Annotated in this window: 11 protein-coding genes; 8 read left to right on the forward strand and 3 right to left on the reverse strand. The window is 70.8% G+C overall.

The window, feature by feature from the left end:
• Positions 1 to 52: 52 nt before the first annotated feature.
• A complete protein-coding gene (locus AB0K03_RS34935) occupies positions 53 to 4,384 on the forward strand; it encodes an FtsK/SpoIIIE domain-containing protein (RefSeq protein WP_364694248.1) in 4,332 nt (1,443 codons plus the stop codon).
• A gap of 63 nt (positions 4,385 to 4,447) precedes the next feature.
• Here the strand turns inward: AB0K03_RS34935 and AB0K03_RS34940 are convergent, their stop codons facing one another.
• On the reverse strand, positions 4,448 to 5,059 hold the full coding sequence (locus AB0K03_RS34940) for a hypothetical protein (protein WP_364694251.1): 612 nt from the start codon (positions 5,057 to 5,059) through the stop codon (positions 4,448 to 4,450).
• Positions 5,056 to 5,394 (reverse strand): hypothetical protein, encoded by a 339-nt coding sequence (locus AB0K03_RS34945; protein ID WP_364694254.1) that lies wholly within the window; start codon positions 5,392 to 5,394, stop codon positions 5,056 to 5,058. Before AB0K03_RS34945 ends, AB0K03_RS34940 begins: the two co-directional genes overlap by 4 nt.
• A 75-nt stretch (positions 5,395 to 5,469) precedes the next feature.
• Here AB0K03_RS34945 and AB0K03_RS34950 point away from each other — a divergent pair, with 75 nt between their 5' ends.
• The 3 genes from AB0K03_RS34950 to AB0K03_RS34960 all read left to right on the forward strand — a co-directional run bounded on the left by AB0K03_RS34950 (position 5,470) and on the right by AB0K03_RS34960 (position 9,097).
• Complete coding sequence (locus AB0K03_RS34950) at positions 5,470 to 6,444, forward strand: hypothetical protein (protein ID WP_364694257.1); 975 nt, start codon at positions 5,470 to 5,472, stop codon at positions 6,442 to 6,444.
• A complete protein-coding gene (locus tag AB0K03_RS34955) occupies positions 6,441 to 7,715 on the forward strand; it encodes a hypothetical protein (RefSeq protein WP_364694260.1) in 1,275 nt (424 codons plus the stop codon). Before AB0K03_RS34950 ends, AB0K03_RS34955 begins: the two co-directional genes overlap by 4 nt.
• A gap of 62 nt (positions 7,716 to 7,777) precedes the next feature.
• Entirely contained in the window at positions 7,778 to 9,097 is a 1,320-nt protein-coding gene (locus AB0K03_RS34960) for a ferredoxin reductase family protein (RefSeq protein ID WP_364694263.1), read from the forward strand.
• Positions 9,098 to 9,126: 29 nt separating this feature from the next.
• Here AB0K03_RS34960 and AB0K03_RS34965 read toward each other — a convergent pair whose 3' ends face one another.
• On the reverse strand, positions 9,127 to 10,161 hold the full coding sequence (locus AB0K03_RS34965; protein ID WP_364694266.1) for a phosphatidylinositol-specific phospholipase C: 1,035 nt from the start codon (positions 10,159 to 10,161) through the stop codon (positions 9,127 to 9,129).
• Positions 10,162 to 10,503: 342 nt separating this feature from the next.
• Between AB0K03_RS34965 and AB0K03_RS34970 the strand changes: the two genes are divergently transcribed.
• The 4 genes from AB0K03_RS34970 (at position 10,504) to AB0K03_RS34985 (ending at position 24,669) form a co-directional block, all read left to right on the forward strand.
• A complete protein-coding gene (locus AB0K03_RS34970; RefSeq protein ID WP_364694269.1) occupies positions 10,504 to 13,629 on the forward strand; it encodes a DNRLRE domain-containing protein in 3,126 nt (1,041 codons plus the stop codon).
• Positions 13,630 to 13,721: 92 nt separating this feature from the next.
• Positions 13,722 to 17,225, forward strand: coding sequence for a LamG domain-containing protein (locus AB0K03_RS34975; protein ID WP_364694372.1), 3,504 nt, complete (start codon positions 13,722 to 13,724; stop codon positions 17,223 to 17,225).
• 71 nt (positions 17,226 to 17,296) lie between these two features.
• Positions 17,297 to 24,061 (forward strand): RHS repeat-associated core domain-containing protein, encoded by a 6,765-nt coding sequence (locus AB0K03_RS34980; RefSeq protein WP_364694272.1) that lies wholly within the window; start codon positions 17,297 to 17,299, stop codon positions 24,059 to 24,061.
• Positions 24,061 to 24,669, forward strand: a complete 609-nt coding sequence (locus AB0K03_RS34985) for a hypothetical protein (RefSeq protein ID WP_364694275.1) — start codon at positions 24,061 to 24,063, stop codon at positions 24,667 to 24,669. The genes AB0K03_RS34980 and AB0K03_RS34985 overlap by 1 nt, the downstream gene beginning before the upstream one ends.
• Positions 24,670 to 24,725 lie beyond the last annotated feature (56 nt).

A 24,725-nucleotide genomic window follows, 5' to 3' on the forward strand; every position in this document is an offset into this window, starting at 1 on the left:
CCCGGCACCCGCAGGTGCCGGGCGTGATCCCTGTGCAGAAAGGAGAATTCCCGTGCGTCTGAACGTCAGCGTGATGGCCGACGCCTCGTCGCCGGCCGACCTGCTGGTCGTGGATGCGGAACCGGGCACCTCGGTGAGCGCGTTCACCACGGAGGTGGCTGCCGCTCTGGGGCGGCGCCCCGGCACGCTGTTCCATGGCGCCACCCCGCTCGACCCGCGGATGTCGCTGTCCGATGCGCGGCTGGGTGCTGGCGCGGAGCTCGGCCTGAACCGGCCGGCACGTCCGCCGGCCGGGCAGGCCGGCGCCGTCGAGGTGCGCCTGGTCGGCGGACCCGGCGCGGGCGGCATCGTGCTGCTGCCGCCCGGGGAGTACGACGTGGGCGGTGCACCAGGCTGCCGGGTACGCCTGACGGGGGACGTTCCCGCGGTGGCGGCGCGGCTGCTGGTGAGCGTCGACCGTACGGTCGAGGTCACCGCACTGTCCCCGGTGGAGATGGATGGAGCCGTCCTGGAGGGCCCGGCGGACTGGCCCGCGGGGCGGCAACTGTCGATCGGCGCGAACCTGCTCGAACTGGCCGTCGGCGTTCCGGTACGTGCGCCGCTGACCCGGGGGTCCGACGGCTTCACCTGGGAGTTCAACCGCCCACCACGGTTCTTCCCGCAGATCCCGGGCGGGCAGTTCCGGCTGCCTACCGAACCGGCCAAGCCGGAGAAGAACTCGTTCCCACTGGCCTCCCTGCTGCTGGCGCCGGCCGTCGGGGCCCTTGTCGGCATCCTCAGCACCGGTAACTGGCGGTTCGTGTTCCTGGCCCTGGTCTCGCCCGCGGCCGCCCTGTTCACCCAGTTCGGCACCAAGCGGCGCAAGCGGCAGAGCTTCGACGAGCAACTGCAGGCGTACGACGAGAAGTCGCTGCGGGTGCGGCAGGAGATCGACGAGGCGGTTCTCGAGGAGCAGCGGGCCCGGCGTTACGCGTACCCGGATCCGGCGCTCATCGGGCGTATCGCCACCCTTCCGGGAGAGCGCCTGTGGGAGCGCCGCCACGGCGACGACGACTTCCTGGCGCTTCGGGTCGGCACCAGCTCGATGCCGTCGGCCGTGCGGGTGGAGGATCCCGCCCGGGAGGAACACCGGCGGACCGTGGTGCCCGACCTCGGTCAGGTCCCCGTCACCGTGGACGTACGCGACAGCGGCGTGGTGGGGGTGGCCGGGGAGCGCCTCGATCGTCTCGCGCCGTGGCTGGTGGCCCAGGCGGCGGCCCTGCACAGCCCCGACGATCTGCGCATCCGGGTGCTCACCGGCTCCTCGGGTGAGCGCCGGTGGTCGTGGTTGCGCTGGTTGCCGCACGTACGGGCCGACGGCGCGGACGCGTACGCCCTGATCGGCACCAACGCGGAGTCGGTGTCGCGAAGGATCGCCGAGTTGAATCGGCTGATCGCCTCCCGGTCCGGTGGCGACCGCGCGGCGGCCGGCGAACCCGACGTGCTGGTTGTCTTCGACGGGGCGCGCCGCCTGCGGTCGTTGCCCGGGGCGGTCACGGTGCTGCGCGAGGGCCCGGCGGTCGGCGTGCACGTCCTCTGTCTGGAGGCGGAGGAGCGGCTGCTGCCGGAGGAGTGCCGCGCCGTGGTGGTCTCGGGTTCCGGGGGCGCGTCGGTGCGCACCGCCCGGACCGGGCAGATCACCGGCATCCGCGCCGACGAGCCCGACCCCGGCTGGTACGAGCGGGTCGCCCGGGGGCTGGCGCCGCTGGGCGTCACCGGCGAGGGTGACGAGGCGGTCCTGCCGCAGTCGGCGCGCCTGCTGGACGTGCTGGGCCTGGAACCGCCGTCTGCGGAGGGTGTCGAGGCGGGCTGGTCGGGCCGGCCGCGCAGCACGAAGGCCGTGCTCGGGGTCGGACTGGACGGCGCGTTCGCGATCGACCTGGTGCGGGACGGGCCGCATGCGCTGATTGCGGGAACGACCGGCGCGGGCAAGTCGGAGCTGCTGCAGACGCTGGTGGCCACGCTGGCGGTGGCGAACCGGCCCGACGAGATGACGTTCGTGCTGGTCGACTACAAGGGCGGCAGCGCGTTCGCGGAGTGTGCCGATCTGCCGCATACCGTCGGCATGGTGACCGACCTGGACACGCACCTGGTGGAGCGGGCGCTGACCTCGCTCGGCGCCGAGCTGCGGCGCCGCGAGCACGCGCTGGCCCACGCCGGCGCCTCCGACATCGTGCGATACCAGGAACGCCGCGCCCGGGACGCGAGCATGCCGGCGATGCCCCGGCTGGTGCTGGTGATCGACGAGTTCGCCTCGATGGTGCGCGAGCTCCCGGACTTCGTCACCGGTCTGGTCAACATCGCGCAACGGGGACGATCGCTCGGCATCCACCTGGTGCTGGCGACCCAGCGGCCGTCCGGCGCCGTCACCCCCGACATCCGGGCGAACACCAACCTGCGTATCGCGTTGCGCACCACGGACCAGGCGGAGAGCCGGGACATCATCGACGCGCCGGACGCGGGCGAACTGTCACCGGGCACGCCCGGCCGGGCTTTCGCGCGCCTCGGGTTCACCGCGTTGCTGCCGTTCCAGGCGGGCCGGATCGGCGGGAGCCGCCCCGTCGACGGCGACCGGGCCGAGGTCCTTCGCGTCGAGGTCACCCCGGTGGACTGGACGCGTCTGGGCGAACCGGTCCCGGTCCGTACGGCGTCCGGCGCGGCCTCGGACGGCCCCGCCGCGACCGACCTCAAGGAGCTGGTCCGGGCGATCGCCGCGGCGGCCGACCGGCTGGGGGTGCCGTCCCAGCCCAGCCCTTGGCTGCCGCCCCTGGCGGACGTCACGCAATGGGCGGACCTGCCGCAGCCACCGGCGCCCACCGTGCCGGGGGATCTGGGCCCGGTCGCGTACGGCATCGTCGATCTGCCTGCTGCGCAGAGCCGCGAGGCGCTGCTGCTCGACCTGGACCGTACCGGTCACGTGTTCTTCATCGGGTCGAGCCGCAGCGGCCGTTCGCAGGCCTTGCGGACTGTCGCGGCAGCCCTGGCGGCGCGGCACTCCTGCGCCGACGTCCACCTGTACGCCATCGACTGCGGCAACGGCGCGTTGCTGCCGCTGGCCGGCCTGCCACATTGCGGCGCCGCGGTGGACCGGCTCCAGCTCGAACGGCTGGACCGGATGCTGACCTGGTTCATCGCCGAGCTGACCCGGCGGCAGTCGATGTGGGGTGAGCAGGGGGTGGCGGATCTCGCCGAGCAGCGCCGGAACGCCCCGGCCGATCGGCGGCTGCCGCACCTCGTGTTGCTCATCGACCGGTTCGAGGTGTTCGAGCGCGACTTCGCCACGTACGACAACGGCAGCTATCTGGAGCGGCTGGTCCGGCTGCTGCGTGACGGCGCGGGCGCCGGCATCCACGTCCTGCCGGCCGGCGACAAGGTGCTGGGGGCGAGCCGGTTCGCCGGAGCCACCGAGGAGAAGCTGGTCTTGCGTCTCAACGATCGCACCGACTACTCGATGCTGGGACTGAACCCCCGTAGCGTGCCGCCGGAGCAGGGTCCGGGGCGGGCTGTCCGTCTCGCCGACAACGCCGAGGTGCAGATCGCTGTGCTGGGTCCCGACACGTCAGGACAGGGACAGGCGGCCGCGCTCGCCGAAGGGGCGCGGCGGATCACCGATCGCGATGCCGGGGTGCCGGAGCGGGCCCGTCCGCGCCGGTTCGCCGCGTTGCCGGATCTCATCACGTATGCCGAGGCTCGCCGGCTCGTCCCGCCGGGCGCGCGGCCGTTGACAGCGCTGGTCGGTGTCGGCGGTGACGAGGTGCTCCCGCTGGGTCCGGACTTCGTCGACATCCCGACGTTCGCCGTCGGTGGGCCGCCTCGCTCGGGACGCAGTACCGCGCTGCTCGCGGTGGCCAGGTCCTTGCTGGAGCGCGGTACGGGGCTCCTGGTGGTGGCGCCCCGGCGTTCACCGCTGCGGGACCTGGCCGGTCAGCCGGGTGTCTGCGCGGTCGTGCAGGACGCCGGCGTGACGGCGGCGGACTTCCGTACCATGCTGCAGAACGTGCGCGAGGACACCGGCGCGGTGGTCGTCGACGACGCCGAACTCCTGGCGCAGTCGGACATCGACGGCGATCTCAACACCCTGGCGAGAGGTGCGGCCGGCAACGGGTGGGGTCTGGCGGTGGCGGGCAACGCGGAGGCGCTCAGCCTCGGCCTCGCCGGCTGGCTGACCCAGCTCAAGCGCAACCGCGCGGGGCTGCTGATCGCGCCGCAGAGCATCACCGACGGGGAGCTGATCGGGGTGCGGATCCCCCGGGGGCTCGTCGGGCAGGCCGCCCAGCCGGGGCGCGGCCATCTGCACCTGGGCGACGGCGTGCTGACCGCCGTGCAGGTCCCGGCGGCGGACTGAACGTCATGAGCCCGGGTGGTGCGGTACGGCACCGCCCGGGGCTCGGGCGGATCAGGCGGAGGGCTACCCGGCCGGCGTGACGTCGCCGCCGGTGAACCGGAACGTCCCGGTGATCGCGTCGAACACGTCGTAGAGGGCGTCGGCCAGCGGCAGGTTCGGGCTCATCCCGGTCACCACGAGGTACGACCCGGGCTGCCCGGGGAACGGGATGACGGTGTGCATGGCGACCATCACCGCGGAGGTGTCGCCGGTCAGCTCGACCACCTCGGTGCCGGTGATCCGGGCCACCGCGCCGATCTCGGGCAGGGTCACCGAGGTGACGGACCGGTCGCCGTACCCGCCGGTCCCGGCCGGCCGGGACAACTGCTGTGCCAACTCGTTGACGGACAGGTCCACACCGTCCGGCACGGTCACGCCGAACACCGCCACGAACGCCATCAGCAGGCCCTCGCCGTCGCGGGCGATCATGCCGGCCGCGGAGACCGCGCCTCGTCGGCGGGCGGTACGCAGCAGCCGCCGGGCCTGACGCAGGGCGTCGTCCGCGGCACGCCGTTGCTCGGGGGTGGTCGTCTCGGCCCGGATCTCTTCCTGCTGCCGGGCGAAGTCCTGCCGGGCCAGGTCGTAGTCGAGCCAGCTGTCGGGTACGCGCAGGGTGAACGAGCCGGGGGCGGTCATCGGCCACCGTCGAGGTTGGCACCCGACCGGTCGTCGACCGAGACGAACGCGCTCAGGATCATGTCGATCGCCTCGACGATGTCCTCGCATTCCCGGCGCAGTTGTTTGCGGCCGGCGTCCCACCTGTCGTCGAAATGATTCGCCGCGTCGCGGACCGGGGCGCCGACCGCCCGGGTGAAGTCGGCCTTGCTGGGTTTCACGGTGAGGTGCTGGAGGATGCGGCGCATCGAGTCCGCCGCCTGCTGAAGGTCGTCGCCGGGAATCGCGATAGATCGGGCCATGCGGGCTCCACGAACCAGGTCGGTCTCCGGTTCGAGCGCGGTGATGTAGCTCACAGACGCCGAACCTGATCGGGCGGTCGGCCGTGCAGACCGTACCTGCCGATCCTCTCCCGACCTGGAGGTGTCATCGTGGCCCGGACCCCGGCCCGCGCCTTGGCTCTGTCCCTCGCCGCCGCGACGACGCTCGCGGCGGCCGCCTGCGCCGGCGACACGTCCGGCGGGTCCGGTGCGCCCGCCGCCGACGGCCAGATCCAGCTGGTGGACGCCCCGGCCAGCAGCCTCGGACTCACCGGGGACGGGCGTGCCGGCAACGCCGCCGGCTCCACCCCGGCGTCTGCCGGGCCCACCGCCGCGCCGGCGGCGGCGAAATGGGTGCAGCTCTCGGCCAACAAGACGGCCATCGGCGAGACCGTCACCGAGGTCCGCGGATTCACGCTGTACAGCTTCACCAAGGACACCGCGGACCCGCCGTCCACCAACTGCACCGGTGACTGCGCCGTCCGCTGGCCACCGGTGCTGATCCAGGCCGGCGGACGGGTCTTCGTCGACGGACTCGAGGGTGCCGAGGTCGGCGCGGTCCGGCGGCCGGACGGCGGTGTCCAGGTCACCCTCGGCGGCCGGCCCGCGTACCGGTTCGCCGGCGACACCGTCCCCGGCGATTTCAACGGTCAGGGCGTCGACGGTGCGTGGTTCGCCGTCAAGCCGGACGGCTCGGCGAACAACAAGCTGATCGGCACCGAGGTCGTCAAGCCCGCGGAACCCGACCGCACCGCGACGGTGGCCGCCGGGCGGACCCCCGACGGCCCGGTCGTCGTCGACGACGACGGTGCGACCCTCTACCGCAACGCCGGCGACAGCACCGACCCGCCGGCCAGCCGATGCGACGAGGTCTGCGCGACGCTGTGGCAGCCGGTGGTGGCCAAGAACGGCGGCAGGGTGAAGGTCTCCGGCATCGACGAGGAGCGCGTCTGGTGGCTGCGCCGCAAGGACGGGACCAAACAGGTCACCTTGGACGGTTCACCGCTGTACCGCAACGCCGCCGACAAGAGCACCGGCACGGTCGTCGCCAGCGCCGCCGCGCAGGGATGGACGGCGGCCCGATGATCCGCCGCATCGTCCTGCTCGTCGCCGCGCTCCTCGCGGCGGTCGTCTGCGCACCGTCCACCGCCGTCGCGGCGCCGGACGACATCGTCAAGGTCACCGTGGTGCGATCCCCCGAGCAGAACGGAGGGCGCGCGGACACGCTGGCCCAGATCGCCCAGCGCACCCTGGGCGATCCGGCGCGGGCCGAGGAGATCCGCCGGCTGAATCTCGGCCGCCCCCAGAGCGACGGCGCTGCGCTGACCGGCTCCGGCCCGCTGCGGCCCGGGTGGATCCTGCTGCTGCCGGGCGACGCCACCGGTGACGACGTGCGCCTGGGCCGGGTCAGATCGGGTGCGGACGGCGGCTCCACGCCGTACTTCACCTGGAAGCTGCTGCTCGCGGTGGCCGGCGCGGTCATCCTGGCGCTGCTCACGGTTCTGGTGTTCGCCCGCCGCCGGATCACCCGATGGGTGCGCGAGCGCCGCCGCGTACGCGCCGAGAACCGCCGGCTGCACCGGGAGATCAAACAGCGGCTGCGAGAGCGTGCCGAGCTCGTGCACCGGTTCGCCGGCGATCAGAGCGGCCCCCGGACCGCCTGGCAGGCGGCCGGCGAGCTGGCCGCCGACCGCGTCGAGGCGTACGCCCTGCGGCTCGGTGACCGCGAGATCACCGCCTGGGTGACCGCCGGCGAGGAACCCCGTGCACCGTGGCGGGCGGAGTCCGAGGGAGTGTGGACCCGCCCGGCCGAGGCGCCCTTCGGCCGGACCCCCGCCGGACGGATTCCGCCCTGCCTGGTGCGGGTGGGCGGGGACGCCACCGGTTCGCTGTTCGTGGATCTGACCTGGCTCGACGGCGTCCTCGCCATCGGCGGTTCCCTCGGCGTAGCTGCCGACGTCGTGCGGACGCTGCTCACCGACGTCGCGCGATTCCGCCCCGACCTTCCCGTGCTGTCCGTTCGCGGGCTCGGCGGAGAGCCCGTCGGCGTTCCGGCGAATGCGACCCGCCTGCCGTCGATCGCCGACCTGCGGCCGTCCACGGCGGCCGCCGGGACGGACGACGGCATGGTGCGGCTCGCGTCCCGGCGTTGCGCCGTGACCGCCGTGATCGTCGTGGCCGATCCGCCCTCGGCTGAGGAGGCGGAGTATCTGTTCGCGGTCTGCGCTCCGGGAAGCGGCCAGGTGGCCGTGGTGCTCGGGGATCTGCCGGGCGCCCACTGGCGATGGAACGCCGACGTCAACGGCGCCGTGCGACTGCCCGCGCTCGGCGTCTCGGTGACCGCTCCGGCTCGCTGATCTCAGCCGTGGCGACCCTCATATCAGGAAGGTACACAATGGACACCGCGACGGTGCCGCGCGTGAGCCGTTTCGGCTCCACCCGGACGGCGTATCTGCTGGTCTGGACATTCCTGCTGGTCAATCTCGTCATCGTCGAAACGATGTTCGCCCACCCCGCGGCGCCCGCCCGCAACACCCTGGGATCGATCGGCCGCTTCCTCGGGCTGCATCTCGGCTTCGTGATGGCGCTACAGGTCCTGCTGATCGCGCGGCTGCCGTACCTCGAGCGGCGGATCGGCATGGACAAGCTCACCAACTGGCACCGCTGGACCGGGTTCGCCGTCTTCTGGCTGGTGCTGCTGCACCCGACGTTCGTCCTGCTCGGCTTCGCCGAGCTCGGCCGGACCTCCGTCTTCGCCGTGGTCGCCGATCTGGCCGCACAGACACCGGTGCTGCTCGGCATGATCGCCGCCGGCCTGGTCGGTGTCATGGCGGTCACCTCCGTACGGGCGGCCCGCCGCCGTCTGTCCTACGAGGCGTGGCATGCCGTGCACCTCGTGGTGTACGTCATGCTCCTGCTGGTGGTGATTCACCAGGTCTACGAAGGGTCGTCCTTCAACGCCGGCACCCTCACCCGGTTCTACTGGTGGGGGCTCTGGGCGTGCGCGATCATCGCCCTGCTGACCAACCGGCTCGTCGTGCCGCTGGTGCGCAACGCCCGCCACCAGTTGCGGGTCGTCGCGGTGGTGCCTGAAACGGACCAGGCGGTCTCCGTCTACGTCGGCGGTCATGGACTGCAACGGCTGCGCACCCGGCCGGGCCAGTTCTTCTGGTGGCGTTTTCCCGGCCACAACACCTGGTGGCAGGTGAACCCGTGGTCGCTGTCCGCGGCGCCGGACGGGCGCACCCTGCGGCTGACCGCGAAGGCGATCGGCACCACCAGCGCCGGGCTGCGGCAGCTACCGGTCGGCACCCGCGTCTACGCGGAGGGGCCGTACGGCGCGCTGACCACCGTTCGCCGGACGCGGCGCGACGCCCTCCTGATCGCCGGCGGTATCGGCATCACCCCGATCCGTGCGCTGTTGGAGGATCCGGACCTGACCGGAGACATCGTGGTGCTCTACCGGGCGCGGACGCCGGGGGAGGCGGTGCTGCTGGGCGAACTGCGTGACCTCGCACACCGGCGCGGCGCCCGGTTGCACCTGCTGACCGGCCGGACCAGCCGGGAGAACCAGCCCTTCAGTGCGGCCGGCCTGCGCGGCCTGGTACCCGACATCGCCGAGCGGGACGTGTACATGTGCGGCCCGGCGCCCATGGCGGACGCGGTCCTGAGCAGCCTGCGGGCCCTGCGGGTGCCCGCCCACCAGCGGCACATCGAGGCGTTCCGCCTCGCCGTGTAGTGGCCCGGCACGCGGCGGCCGAGCCGTGCTCAACCGCCGCTGCCCGGACCTCCCGGGTTCACAGAGATGACCTTGCTGATCAGGCCGCTTCCCGGGAAGTCGAGCATCAGGGCGCCGGTGCGGGTGACCGGTGTGTGCACCTCGGAACCCTCGTTGAGGTAGCCGAGCAGGAACGGGTTGACGCCCTGCACGCCCCACGCCCCGCCGGCGACCTGCTGCGGCTGCGCGAAGATGCTCGAGCCGCTGGCGAAGTTGACGTAGAGGGCGGCCGGGTCGCCGGCGCTCGTGGCGTCGAGGAAGCGGCGCACCTGGTCGCGCTTCGTGGCGATGGCGCCCACGTTCGGGACGTTGTACTCGTCCTGCACGTAGGTGGATGAACCGTCGTGCCAGCCGGCGAACTGGGCCAGCCCGTAGTGGTCGATCACGCCGCCGTTCGGGCCGTTCATGACGGCGAGGACGACCCGGCCGCGTACGGCGCCGAGCGTGGGCAGCGCCGCCCCTGACGCGCGGTTCACCGACGGCGTCCAGAACAAGGTCGTATTCCTTCTCACGTACGCGTCGAAGATGTCGGCGAAGCTCTGCTGGCCGGATGCGTCGGTGCAGGATCCGAGCTCTCCGGTGCACTCCTGCTTGAGTCGCATCACGACGGTCTCGCGCGGATGTGCGGCCAGGAAGGCGCTCAGTCGGCCGAGCACGTCGTCGAAGTTGGCGTTCTGATAGGTCGCGCCGTGGTGAATGGTGAACGTGTTGCCGGCGTTCACCCGCGCCCGGATGTCGACCATCCGGATGCCCGCCTCCAGTTGACGTGCGAGCGTGCCCCCGCTGTCGCCGAAGTCCTCCTGCGTCTGCGTGAGTGAGCCGCCGTGGATCGACATGGTGTCGTGGGTGCCGGGAATCGACAGTGCGGACAGGCCGGTCGAGTCCGCCAGCGAGCTCATCCAGTCCGGGTTGTTCGCCGCCCCGAGCGTCCGGTATGACGGGTCGGCGGCAAGGGCCGGTTGCGGGGCGGCCACCAGGCCGACAAGGACTGCGGTGCTGACAACGACGGCGCGAAGACCCTTCATGAAGTGAAGTTTATCGATGTACCTAGTGGCCGGTTCGCGTTGTTCCGGTTCTGGAAGTCGCCGATCCACGACCGCATGGGCCTGCGTACGCCCCCGGCCGCCGCCGTGGTTGACAGTGCGATCCCGCCGCAGGCGACCGCGAGAGGTGCCTCGAGCGGCGCGACGGCATCCGTACCTCTACCCGTATCGATTGCACGCTGTAGAGCCTGAAGGTCCATTAAGTACCGACCAATGCCGATTCGTGGAAGCGACTTGTAGTCGGGGTTGTGGGGCGATCAAAGGAGTCCTTAAAGTTTGCGCCGCACAGATCCATACACGGGGGAGGGTCCGGTGGCGCGTCGTATGACAGCCACGGTACGAACGTGCCTCGCGGCAGGTGTCGCGGCGGTGGTCACGGTCGCACTGCTGGGGATTCCGGGCGACAGAGACGAGCGCGAGGACACCATCGCCGCCGGTCCGCTGGGCGCGAGCGACGAGGCGGTGGCGCTGCGCACAGCGCGTGAGACGGGCAAGCCCGTCCGGATCGATCGGCTCACGTCGGAGACCACCGAGGTGTATGCCCTCCCCGGCGGAAAGCTGCGGGCGGACATCGCCGCGGGAATGCAGCGCTTCCGCCGCGACGGCACCTGGGTGAAGGCCGACCAGAGGCTCCGGCAGGCCGCCGACGGCTCCGTCGTCGCCGTCGCCCACCCCGGTGACCTCCGGATCTCCGGGCCCCAGGGCGCCGGTGAGCACGACCTCGCCGTGGTCGGCGCCGGTGCGGACCGGGTGGCGATGCGCTGGGACGGTGCCCTGCCCACCCCGGTGGTCGACGGCACCCGGGCCACCTATGTGAACGCCCGGCCGGGCGTGGACCTCGTCGTCGAGTCGACCCGCCGTGGTTTCCGGCAACTCCTGATCGTCAAGGACCGGGCAGCGGTCGCCCAGGTCGCGAAGGTCGAGTTCGGGTTCGAGGGCCCCGGCGCCGCGACGGCGAAGCGGGACGCCACCGGCTCGGTCGTGCTGTCGGGCGAGGGAGGCGGGGAATCCTTCCGGATCCCGGCACCGCTCATGTGGGACGCGACGAAGACTCCGGCCGGCAGCCCGGCGGTCCGCAAACCGGTGCGCACCTCTCTGGCGGACCGGAAGCTGACCCTGACTCCGGACCCGGCATGGCTGCGGAACCCGGCCACCACGTTCCCCGTGACCATCGACCCCACCCTGAACCCCGCGACGACCACGTTCGACACGTACGTGCGGGAAACTGTGAACAGCGACCAGAACGGCGAGCCCGACCTGCAGATCGGCCTGCTGGCCACCACCCCGCCGACCCTCACCCGCTCGTTCCTGACGTGGGACACCACCGCACTGGCCGGGAAGCAGATCACCGCGGCGACGGTGTCCTTCTTCAACTTCTGGTCGCACACGTGCACGGCGACCCCGTGGGAGATCTGGACCACCGGGACGGCGACCTATTCCACCCGGTTCACCAGCCAGCCGACCTGGGACCAGCGCGAGGCCACGTCGACCGCCACGCACGGTTCGACCGACTGCGCCGACGCATGGGCGACCGTCGACGGCAAGAGTTTCTTCCAGCGGGCGGCGACCGCGAACAAGACGCGGGCGGGCATGGGCGTACGTGCCACCGACGAGACGGTGGCGGCCGGGTTCAAGCAGTTCCGCTCCCGCGAGGGCGGCAGCGCCGCCGAGGACCCCAAGGCGTCGGTCACCTACAACGCCTGGCCGACCGTCACCGCCCGGGCCACGGTGCCGGCGACCACCTGCGCCACCGGGAGTACCCGGCCGCTCGTCAACACGCTGACGCCGCAGCTGCGGGCCACCGTCTCCGACGCCGACGGCACCGCGATGACGGTCACCTTCGAATGGTGGACGCTCACCGGCACCAGCCCGGCCGGGTCGGCGTCCGTGTCCTCGATCGCCTCGGGTGCCACCGCGCAGGTGACGGTCCCGGCCGGGGCGTTCACCGAGGGCACCTCGTATCGATGGCGGGTGAAGGCCTCGGACGGCACCGCCGGCAGCGACGTGCCGACCTCGTTCTGCGAGCTGACGGTCTACGACACCGCGCCGCCGGTCGCGGGCTGCGCCGGCGGAGCCGCCTCCGACTTCAACGGCGACGGCGTCGAGGACATCGCCATCGCGGACCCCGAGGCCACCGTCGAGGGCAGGCCGGCCGCGGGACGGATCCACATCGGGTACGGCGGCACGGCCGGGACGCAGACGATCACGGAGGGCAACGCCCAGCTCAGCGCCGCCGTGGAGGCCGGTGACCGGTTCGGCTTCTCGATCTCGGCGTACGACGCCAACAACGACGGCTGTACCGACCTCGCGGTGGGTGTGCCGTACGAGGACATGGGCAGCATCGTCGACGCGGGCATGGCGCATCTGCTCCTCGGCTCGCCCGCGGGGCTGGCCCGGGGACCGGCCTCAGTGACCTTCCACCAGGACGCCGGTTCCACCCCGGAGGCCGGCGAGCCGTACGACTACTTCGGCTACTCGGTGTCCGGCGCGCGTACGCCCACCGGCCAGTCGTACCTGGTGGTCGGGGCGCCCGGTGAGGACCTGGGCTCCGCCGTCGACGCGGGCGTCGTGCACTACTTCCGCGGCTCGCTCAACCTGCTGCTGCAGTCGGGTACGCCCATCCCGGGTGTCTCGGAGAGCGACGACCAGAACGGCTACGCGGTGGCGGCCTCGGCCAACCACTTCGCCGTGGGGTCACCCGGTGAGGCCATCGGCACCGCCGAGTTCGCCGGGGAAGTCAGCGTGTTCAGCAGCTACGAGATGGTGAACGGCTTGCCGAAGTTGTCGGCGAACCTGTTCCAGGACGCGGAGAACGTGGCCGACATCGCCGAGGCCGGCGACACCTTCGGCAAGGCGATCGCCGTCGCCCCGTACCGCCCGGCCGGAGCCCCGGCCGGGCAGGCCGACTCGTTGGTGGTCGTCGGGGTGCCCGGCGAGGACACGTCCGCGGTCGACAGCGGCATGGTGCAGCGCTTCCACGTGACCGCGGCGGCCACCTTCACCGAGCTGACTCCGATCAGCGGGACCCCGGCAGACGGCAACTACCTCGGCGAGGACGTCGCCGTGGTGAACACGGCGCCCGCCACCGAGGGCGGCAACACGACGATGTTCCTTGCCGCCGGCGCTCCCGGCAGGGACTGGGGCGACATCCCCGACGCCGGCCAGGTCCGGGTGTACCCGGCGCTGGTGGACCCGATCACCGCCCCACTGCTGATCGAGCGCAACTCGAAGAGCCTGTCCGGTGCGCCGCAGGCCCAGGAACTCGTCGGCACCTCGCTGACCGCCGGGGCGAAACAGCTCTGGGTCGGCACGCCGTACGGCGCGGCCGGGGTCCACGGCTTCTCCTGGACGAGCCTGGCGGCCGGCGACATCGCCCCGGCGAGGACGTGGCAGCCCGGCGAGGGCGGCATTCCCGCCGGCGCGGCCGCCTTCGGCGCGGCGATCGGCTGAGGCGAGCGATGACGAGGAACAGTGCAACGGGGGAGGACCGTACGGTGATGCGTCGTACGCCGAGGCGTGCCCGGCTGTCCACGCTGGGGCTGATGCTCGGCCTGGCAGGTCTGATGACCACAACAGTGCTCGTGCACCGGCCCGACCCGGTGCCCCCGGCCGTCCCGGCGGCCGCCGTCGAGACCGATCCGGTCCGCGACACCGAGGCCGAGGCGCTGGTCGCCGCCGGGAAGCTGCAGCAGCCGGTCGAGGTGCTGGCGCAGCGCAGTGAGTACCGCGACGTGTTCGCCCAGCCGGACGGCACCCTGATCGCCAACGACTACGCCCAGCCGGTCCGGGTGACGCGCGGCGACGCCTGGGTGCCGGCGGACGCCACCTTGACGACGCGCGAGGACGGGTCCCTGGGCCCCACCGCCGCGGTGCTCGAGATGCGGTTGTCCACCGGCCCCGGCAGTCCGCTGATGGTGGTCGCCCGCGATCGGGCGAGCATGACGCTCAGCTGGCCGTACGGTGAGCTGCCCGCGCCCGTCGTCGACGGCGACCATGCGACGTACGAGAACGTCCTCCCGGACGTCGACCTGGTCGCGAACGTGACCGTCGAGGGCTTCTCGCACGTCCTGGTGCTCAAGACGCCGGAGGCGGCGGAGCTTCCCGAGCTGACGAACCTGCGGCTCGGCGTGACCGGCGACGGTCTGAGCATCCAGGAGACCGCGGACGGCGGGGTCGTCGCGCTCGACCCGGCGACCGGCAACCCGGTCCTGGAAGCCGATGCGCCGACGATGTGGGACAGCGGATCGGGAGCCGCCGGGCCGAACGCCCTCACCACTCGCAACAGGATGGCCGCGACCGCGGAGCAGAGTGTGCCCGCGGACGCCCGCGGGCCGGGTGACAGTTCCGAGGTGGCACCGGTCGGCCTCGACTACTCGCAGGGCACCCTCACCCTGACGCCCGACAGGTCGCTGCTCACCGGCCCCGACACGACGTTCCCGCTCTACATCGACCCGGTGTGGCAGAGCAGCACCAACAGCGGCTGGGCCATGGTGGACAGCGGCTACCCCAGCGAGGAGTACTGGAAGTTCGACGGCAAGCGTCACGAGCGCATCGGCCTGTGCCCGGAGTCGTGCAACAAGTCCAAGGTCAAGCGGCTGTTCTACCAGATGGCCACGCCGTACACCGGCAAGACGATCCTCAGCGCCGAGTTCCGCGTGACGATGCAGCACGCGTACAACTCCACCGCGCGCGCCGCGTCGCTGTACATGATGCCGCCCGATTCGAAGATCAATTCGGGCACGAACTGGAGCAACCAGCCGGGCGGGTCCGACTGGAGCAACAACACGTTCCTGGACACGAGGTCGCCGACCAGCACGCAGGGCAGCTGCACCTCGACGAACCAGAACGCCGCCTGGAACGTCAAGAAGGCGCTCGACCGGGTCGTCTCGGAGAAGCTCAGCTCGATCATCCTCGGCCTCAAAGCGACCAACGAGGGCGACTCGACGCACAGCAAGCGCTTCTGTGACAACGGCCTGCTCTCGGTGCGCTACAACCGTGCGCCGCTGATCGCCAACCAGAACGAGCTCACCACGTCCCCCGGCGGCCAGTGCGCCTACGGCAGCGCGGCACCGTACGTGGACACCCCGCCGCGTCTCATCGCCGTTCTGCGCGACCCCGACCACTCCTCGAAGCACACCGAGCAGATCAAGGCCGAGTTCAAGGTGTCGTGGACGCCGCCCGGCGGTTCCCTGGTCACCAAGAACTACACCACCCCACTCAAGGCCAGCGGGTCGCAGTTCTCCTACACCATTCCGGAGAACCTGCTGCCGCAGAACGTCGTCATCTCGTGGGAGGTCCACGCCAGCGACGGCACCAGCTGGGGCCCCTGGAGCTCCGAGGGCTCCCGCAACGTCTGCCAATTCCTGTTCGACAAGTCCAACCCCACCGCACCCGACATCGACTCCGCCACCTACCTGCCCTCGGACGCGGCGGACAACGGTACGGGTACCGCGCCGATGTGTGTCGAGGACGACGACTGGCACGGCTCGATCGGCGTCCCCGGCGACTTCACCTTCGACTCCGCCGCGACCGACGTCGTGGAGTACCGGTACGGCTTCAACACCAACCCTCAGCCGGGCAACGTGCTGAAGCCCGCCACGGCCGGTGGTCCGGTGACGCTCAAGAACTGGTACCCCGACAAGGAGGGACCGCGGACGATCAACGTGGAGGCGGTCGACCGGGCCGGCCGCCGCAGCACCATCGCGTCCTGCACGTTCCGGGTCGGCAAACGGCCCCCGGCGGCGCAGTGGTCGCTGTCCGAGGTCGCCGGGGAGACCGGCGCCGAGGACCGGACCGGTGAGAACGACGCCGTGGCCGGCAGCGGCGTGACCTTCGGCGTGGAGGGCCCCGGCGGCACCTCGGACACCGCGGCCCGCTTCGACGGTACGGCGGACGGCTATCTGGCCACCGCCAAGCGCGTGCTGCCCGACACCTCGGCGAGCTTCACCGTCAGCGGCTGGTTCAAGACCGACGACCCGGCACGCGTCCAGACGGCGGTCAGCCAGGACGGCTCCGGTGAGGCAGGCTTCTCCCTGGGCCTCGAGAACGGCGCCTGGATCTTCGAGCTGCCCATGACCGACGTGAACTCGCTCGGCACGTGGAAGGTGACCGGCGCCGCGGCCACCACGGGCTGGACGTACGTCGCGGCCTCGTACAACGCCGCCAGCCGGCAGATGTCCTTGCAGGTCGGCTCCGCCGCGCCGGTGGTCGCCCAGCGCCGTTCCCTGACCCGCTCCCGGGGCGCGTTGCAGCTGGGCCGGCGAGCGGAGAAGGGTGGATACGTCGATCCCTGGCAGGGCGCCATGGCCGACGTCTCCGTCTTCGACCGGCTGATCCTCGCCGAGGAGGTCGACGGCCTGAAGAAGGTCGCACCCACCCGGCTGGCGTACTGGCGGCTGAACGCCGAGACGAGCAAGGTCAGCCCGGAGGAGCGCGGCGGGACGGGTCTCACGCTCGGCCCGGACGCCACGATCTACCGGCACCCGGCGCTGTCCCTGCTCGGCGGCGGTCACCTCGCCCTCACCGGCAAGGCCACCAGCTACGCGACCGCGCCGGTCAACCCGGACCTGGCCAACAGCTTCTCGATCAGCGCCCGGGTCAAGCTCACCAGCAGCTGCGCCGGCAAGCCGATGACCGTCTTCTCACAGAAGGGCGCGCACAGCAGCCCGGTCGTCGTGCGCTGCAACGAGGACGGGTACTGGGAGCTGGCCACGACCGACACCGACAAGGTGGATGCGGCCTGGCAGACCCGCGGGGGCGAGGCGCGGCCGCGCCTCATCGGCAAGGGCGACCACCTGACCCTCGTCCACAACGGCTACCTGCGGGAGATGTCGCTGTACGTCAACGGTCAGTGGGTCGATTCGATCGAGCTGGCGACGCCGTTCGTCGCGACCGGCGGCGTGCAGCTCGGGCGGGCGTTCCTCGACGACGCCTACGGCGAGCACCTCTCCGGCGCCATCGACGACGTCCGCGTCTACAACGGCGCCGCCGACCCGGACCTCATCCAGAAGATCAGTATCCAGACTCGCGAGCAGCTGTCTCTCTGATCCGCCGGACCTGTACGGGGCCGCCGACGCGTGCGGCGGCCCCGCCCCGAACTCCCGACCCCGGAGGGGCCATGTTCTCCCGCTTCTTCACCCGAGCCGGCGCGTACGAACGCCGGGTCGTCAGGCCGCTGTCGTGGGTGATGGCCGGTGTCCTCGGCGCCGGCTTCCTGCAGGCCACGGTCGTCGCCCCGACCCAGGCCGCCGGGAAGCCTCGGCCCGGCACCAGCTCGGGCAAGCCGCTGCCGCAGCGCAAGCCGCTGCCGGTCAAGTCGCGCAAGCCCGATCCGGCCGTGGCCGCCGCGGTCTCCTCCGCGCCGGTGACCTGGCCGGCGGCCGGCACAGTCGAGCTCACGGTCCCGTCCGGGAAGACCGGTGCCGCCCGGTCCGCCGCGAAGGGTGCCTCCGCGAAGGCCGGCGGCCTTCCCGTGACGGTCTCCGCCGTCTCGTCCGCGGCGGCGGCCTCGGGCGCCCGTGGCTCCGCGGCAGGCACGCCCGGCAAGGTGAAGGTGCAGGTCCTCGAGCGCCGCGCCAGCGAGCAGGCGAAGGTCGACGGTCCAGTGCTGCGCCTGAGCCGCGCCGACGGCGCGACCGTCCGCGGCACCGTCCGGCTCGGGGTCGGCTACAGCGGCATCGCCAACGCGTACGGCGGCGACTTCGGCGCCCGCCTGCGGCTGGTCAAGCTGCCTGAGTGCGCCCTGACCACCCCGGCGAAGCCGGAGTGCGCCGGTACGCCGGTTCCCGGCACGAACGACACCGCCGCCCGGACCATCTCGGCGCCGGCCGAGACCGGGAGCCTGTTCGCCCTGGCGGCGGGGGACTCCTCGTCGCAGGGCAGCTACGGCGCGACGCAGCTCTCGCCCTCGTCGAAGTGGTCGGTGGCCCCGTCCACCGGCGGCTTCTCCTGGTCGTACCCGCTGCGCACACCGCCGGTGCCGGGTGGGGGAGCGCCGGGCATCACCCTCGGCTACTCGTCGCAGTCCGTGGACGGCCGCACCGCCACCACCAACAACCAGGGCTCCTGGATCGGCGAGGGCTTCGGCTACGAGCCCGGGTACATCGAGCGCCGGTACAAGGCCTGCTCGGACGACGGGCACGACCAGTACGCCGACCAGTGCTGGGCGTACGACAACGCCACCGTCATGCTCAACGGCAAGTCCACCGAGCTGGTCAAGTCCGGCAGCACCTGGAAGCTCGCCGACGACGACGGGTCGAAGGTGGAGCGGGTGACCGACACCACCAAGGCCAACGGCGACAACGACGGCGAGTACTGGAAGGTCACCACGCCGAACGGCACCGAGTACTACTTCGGGCTCAACCGCCTGCCCGGCTGGAGCTCCAACAAGGAGGAGACCAAGTCGGCCTGGACCGTGCCGATCTACGGTGATGACTCCGGGGAGCCCTGCTACAACGCCACGTTCACGTCCGCCTACTGCGACCAGGGCTGGCGCTGGAACCTCGACTACGTCAAGGACCGCTACGGCAACGTCAGTTCCTACTACTACCACCAGGAGATCAACTACTACGCCCGCGGCAAGAAGACCGACGTCAACGGCGTCCCGTACGTACGCGGCGGCTGGCTCAAGCGCATCGACTACGGACAGCGGCACAACGCGGTCTACACCACCAACGCCCCGGCCCGGGTCCGCTTCGACGTCAAGGAGCGGTGCCTGCCGGCCGACAGCGCGGACTGCGATCCCGAGGATCTGACGTCCGCGACCGCGTCCCGTTGGCCGGATGTGCCGTTCGACCGCAACTGCGCCGCGAACGTCAAGTGCAAGGCCGACCAGATCATGCCGACGTTCTGGACCCGCGCGCGGCTGAACGCCGTCATCACCGAGATCCGCGGCGCCGGCGCCTGGACGCCTGTGGACGAGTGGAAGCTGGAGCACCTGTTCACCGACAACGGTGACGGCTCGCGTACCCTCTGGCTCCACAAGATCACCCACCGCGGCCTCGTCGGCGGCAGCATCCAGCAGCCCGCGGTGACGCTCGGCGGCCTGCAACTGCCTAACCGCATCGATCGTGACGGCGACTTCATCGCCCCGCTGGTCCGCTTCCGCCTCGCCACCGTGTACACCGACACCGGCGGCCAGATCGACGTGAACTACGCCGAGCCAGACTGCAACCAGGGCAACCTGCCCACCCCCGGCCGCAGCACCCGGCGCTGCTACCCGGTCAAGTGGGCGCCGCTCGGCTCCGGCGACCCGATCACCGACTGGTTCCACAAGTACGTCGTCGAGCTGGTCGTCGAGACCGACCGTACGGGCGGCGCACCGGACATGGTCACCAAGTATCAATACCTCGACGGGGCAGCGTGGCGGCACGCCGAGCCGGACGGCATCGGCGACCCGAAGGACGACACCTGGAGCGACTGGCGGGGATACGGCAAGGTCGTCGTCACGGCCGGCGACGGCCAGACCCAGACCACCAAGACCGAGTACCGCTACCTGCGCGGCATGCACGGCGACAAGGATCCCGACGGCGGCACCCGGACGGTGACCGTCACGGACTCGACCGGCGGCACCCACACCGACCTCGACGAGGTGGCCGGCCACGAGCTGGAGAGCATCGTCTACGCCGGTTCCGAGATCGTCAGCAAGAAGATCGCCACGCCGTGGCGGCACAACACCGCGACCGAGACGCACAGCTGGGGCACCAAGAAGGCCTGGTTCGTCAACACGGCCCGCTCCCGCAGCCTGGTCGCCCTCGCCTCCGGCGGATGGCGGGAGACCGCGCAGACCTCGGCGTACGAGACCACCTTCGGCCGCGTCATCCGCAGCGAGAGCGAGGGCGACGTCGACGTCAGCGGCGACGAGTCCTGCACCCGCACCACGTACGCCGACAACCCCGGCCTCTACCTCTACGGTCTCGTGTCGCGGGTCGAGTCGGTGTCGGTGAAGTGCTCGGTCACCCCCGACCGCAAGACGCAGGTCATCTCCGACGAGCGCACGCTCTTCGACGGCAAGGCCTTCGGGGTGGCGCCCACGCTGGGCAACCCGACCCGATCGGAGCGGCTGGCGAGCCACGACGGCACCACGGCGACGTACATCCGGGCGTCCGAGGGCACCTTCGACGCGTACGGCCGGCCGCTGACCGCGATGGACGCGGAAGGCCATGTCACCACGAACGTCTACACCGAGACCAACGGGCTCACCACCCAGGTCAAGGAGACCAACCCGCTCGGGTTCGTCACCACCACCAAGTACGCACCCGCCTGGGGCAGCCCGGTCAGCCAGGTCGACCCGAACAATCTTCTGAGCGAGCTCGAGTACGACGCGCTGGGCCGGCTCACCAAGGTGTGGTTGCCCGACCGGTCGGGCCTGCCGCGGGTGGATCCGAGCATCAAGTACGCCTACCTGATGCGCACCGAAAAGCCGGTCGCGACCAAGACGGAGCGGCGGCAGAACGACGGCTCGTACAGCGTGCAGTACACGCTGTACGACGGGCACCTGCGGCCGCGGCAGATCCAGTCCGAGGGCCCCGACGGCAACCGCAACATCGCCGACACCTTCTACACGGCCACCGGCAAGATGGCCAAGACGTACGCCACCTACACCGTGGAGGGTGCACCCGGCGACGAGATCTACCCCGCGGTCAACGGCGACGTCGACGGCCAGAAGCTCTACGTCTACGACGGTGCCGACCGGGTCAAGGCCGAGATCTTCGCGGTCGCCGGCACCGAGAAGTGGCGCACCACCACCACGTACGGCGGCGACCGGATCTCCGTCGACCCACCCACCGGCGGCACGCCCACCACGACCATCACCAACGCGCTCGGCCAGGTCACCCAGCTGCTGCAGTACAAGGGCGCAGGCCCGTCCGGCGCCTACGACAAGACCGAGTACACCTACACCCCCAACGGGCAGCTCTACACGGTCAAGGATCCGGCCGGCAACATCTGGAAGAACGAGTACGACCAGCTCGGCCGCAAGATCAAGTCGATCGACCCGGACTCCGGCACGTCGACGATGACCTACGACAACCTGGATCGGCTCACCAGCACCACCACCAGCCTGCACACCACCATCAGCACGACCTATGACGAGATCGGCCGCCGGACCGGCGTCTACAAGGGCGCGGCCCTGACCGGCGAGCTGCTGAGCAGCTGGACCTACGACCAGGAGATGCTGGGCTACGTCACCTCGGCATCGCGCTGGATCGACGGCGCCGAGTACGCCACGTACTCCACGGTCTACGACGAGTTCTACCGGCCGCACCTCACCACCTACCAGGTGCCGGACCACGCCGGCGCCGAGCTCGCGGGGACCTACACCTTCGGCGCCGAGTACAACCCCGACGGCACGGTCCAGTCGCTCGACATGTCCGAGGGCGGCGGCCTCGGCTACGAGACGGTCGTCTACAAGTACGACCCGCTCGAGCGGCTGATCGGCACCACGGGCGACCAGGCGTACCTGACCGACGTGGACTACGACAGCACCGGCGAGGTGCGCCAGACCGAGACCCTGGTCGGCGGCAAGAAGGTCTGGTCGACGTACGAGTACGAGGAGGGCTCCAAGCGCCTCGCCCGCCAGCGCCTCGACCGGGAGATGGCGCCGGTCGTCGACGTGGACGCTCGGTACACCTACGACGACTCCGGCAACATCCTGCGCATCGCAGACAACCCGTCGGGGACCCGCGACGTGCAGTGCTTCACGTACGACTATCTGCGCCGCATGGAGAAGGCGTGGACGTCGGCGAGCACCGCGGACAACCCGTGCGCGGGCGGCCCGTCGGCCACCGGCGTGGGCGGCGTGGCCCCGTACCACCACGAGTACACCTTCGACGCGGTCGGCAACCGCAAGACCGAGAAGCAGTACGCGACCGACGGCACCTCCCTGATCGAGCGCAGCTACAGCTACCCCGCCCCCGGCGCTGCCCAGCCGCACACGCTGGACACGATGACGGAGAAGACGTCGTCGGGCGAGCAGCTCCACGAGTACGACTACGACGCCGCCGGCAACACCATCAGCCGCGGCAAGGCGGGCGAGGGGCAGACGCTGGCCTGGGACGCCGAGGGCAACCTCGAGTCGGTCACCGACGCGGCCGGCAAGAAGACCACCTTCCTGTACGACGTCGACGGCTCCCGCATGCTGCGCAAGGAACCGGACCAGACGACGCTCTACCTGCCGGGCATGGAGATCCGGCTGGACCACAAGACCCGGGCCACGGAGGCGACGCGCTACTACGGGCTTCCCGGCGGCTCCTCCCTGGTTCGCAAGAAGGACGGCCTGCACTACGTCGTCAACGACCACCACGGCACGGGCACCGCCACCGTTGACGCCGCCGGAACGATCACACACCGGCGCACCACCCCGTACGGTGAGGCCCGCGGTCCGCAACCGGTGCAGGGAGCCTGGCCGACGGAGAAGGGCTTCGTCGGGGGCAACCAGGACTCCACCACCGGGCTGGTCAACATCGGCGCCCGCGAGTACGACACCGTCACCGGCCGGTTCATCTCCATCGACCCGGTCATCGACGTCAACGACCCGCAGCAGATGAACGGGTACGCGTACGCCAACAACAACCCGATCTCCTTCTCGGACCCCGACGGCCTGAAGTTCTGCTCGGACGACGTCTGCGGCCCGGGGGCGGACTACGTCGACTCGACCGGCAAGTACCACGAGGTGGCCGGCCACAACGACGGCCGCGGCGGCGCCTCGGGCGCGTACGACCCGACCGTGCCGGGCGTCAACGAGTTCAACAACCCGAAGGCCTCGCCGCAGGCCCGGGCGGCAGCGGCCGCGGCGGCGGCGGAGAAGGAGCGGCAGGCCCGCATCGCGCGAGCCAAGGCGAAGATCCTCAACGCGGCGAAGGCCCTCGGCAAGATTCTCGCCGACGAGCTGGGCATCACGGACGCCCTGGACTGCTTCACCAAGGGCGACATGGGCGGGTGCATCAACACCGCGGTCAACGTTTTGTCATCCGTGGTGGGCGGCGCCATCGGCAAACTGGCCGCCCGCTACGGCGCACCCTGGAAGTGGAAACGGCTCGCCAACCTGGTGTCGCGCAGCAAGGGTCTGCTCGGTGACCTGATCGACGGCGTGAAGGACTTCTTCAAAATAGCGAAGGGGTGCCACAGTTTCGCCCCCGGCACGCTGGTGCTGATGGCCGACGGCAGCAAGAAGCCGATCCAGAAGCTGAAGCCGGGAGAGAAAGTCCTCGCCACCGACCCGGTGTCCGGCAAGAGCAAACCGCAAAAGGTCGTGGCCACCCACATCAACCTGGACGGTGTCTTCACCGACGTGGCCGTGGGCAAGGGCGATGAGCGGGTGTCGCTCCAGGCGACGGCCAACCACCCCTTCTGGAGCGTCGATCGGCATGACTGGATCGAGGCTGCGGATCTGCGGCTGGACGAGAAGCTGCTGACGACCGACGGATCGACGATCCAGGTCAAGGCAACCACGACATACCCAGGCGCCAGGGTCATGCACGACCTCACTGTCGACGCCGTCCCCACGTACTACGTGTTCGTCGGCGATTCGCCGGTACTGGTACACAATAATGCGGCACACGCCTGTGAGGTGCCGATCAGCAGGGCGACTCACCCGCAGTCGGCGCAGCATATTGAGGATGCCCAGGCCGCGGGTCACCCGGACATCGTTACGATCAACCGGCCGGGAGCCAAGGCGAACCGCAGAGAGTCTCTGCGAGGCCACCCCAAGGTTGCCGGTAAGCAGCTCGACGAGTATCCGCCGGCGATGTTCGAGGAGGGCGGGAAAGGTGCAAGCGTGCGAGCGATCGATCCTGGCGACAACGGCGGAGCGGGCGCACGCATCGGTAACCTGCTCCGAGGCTATCCCGACGGAACCCGCGTGAAGATAACGGTGGTTGACTGATGACTGTGGATGCAATACGTCGCCTCGTGGGCATAGGTTCCCCGCCGCTCGGCGGGGACCTTCGGGCCGACCGTCGGCTTCATGCCTCGCTACTGCCGCTGTTGCAGGCCAAGAACGGGTTCTACGCTTTCGAGTCAGCGCTGCTGGTTCGGCAGTCCGGCAGCGGAGCGGGAAACGTCGCATGGTGGAACCATGAGCTGACGTGGCGAAACGCTTATCCTGACCTACCCGATAACCTTCTTTTCTTCGCGGAGGATGTTTTCGGATTCCCATTCGCGGTGAGTGATTCGGGATTCCATTCGTTCGACCCGGAAACGGCGGAACTTGAATTCGTGGGCGGCACCGCGGAAGAATGGGCGGGCGCTATCCTTGACGATTCCGACATGCTCACCGGATATCAGCTCGCCCATGAGTGGCAAGTCCGGCACGGCGCCCTCGCGCCGGGCTACCGGCTAGCCCCTGCGCTGCCCTTCGTGCTGGGTGGCGAATACAACACCGAGGCGCTGCGCGCCAAGCCCGACGTCGAGCTCGCCGAATTCCGGGCCGAGGTTTATACACGTATCAAGGATCTTCCGGACGGTGCACAGATCCGCATCCAGCTCGAGTAGTCCGTGTCGGGGCGTGTGCGCAGGGGGGCGCTATGTCTGGCGTGGAGGAATCGTTG

Origin of the sequence: Actinoplanes sp. NPDC049316 (genome assembly GCF_040677315.1) — a bacterium.
GTDB lineage: Bacteria > Actinomycetota > Actinomycetes > Mycobacteriales > Micromonosporaceae > Actinoplanes.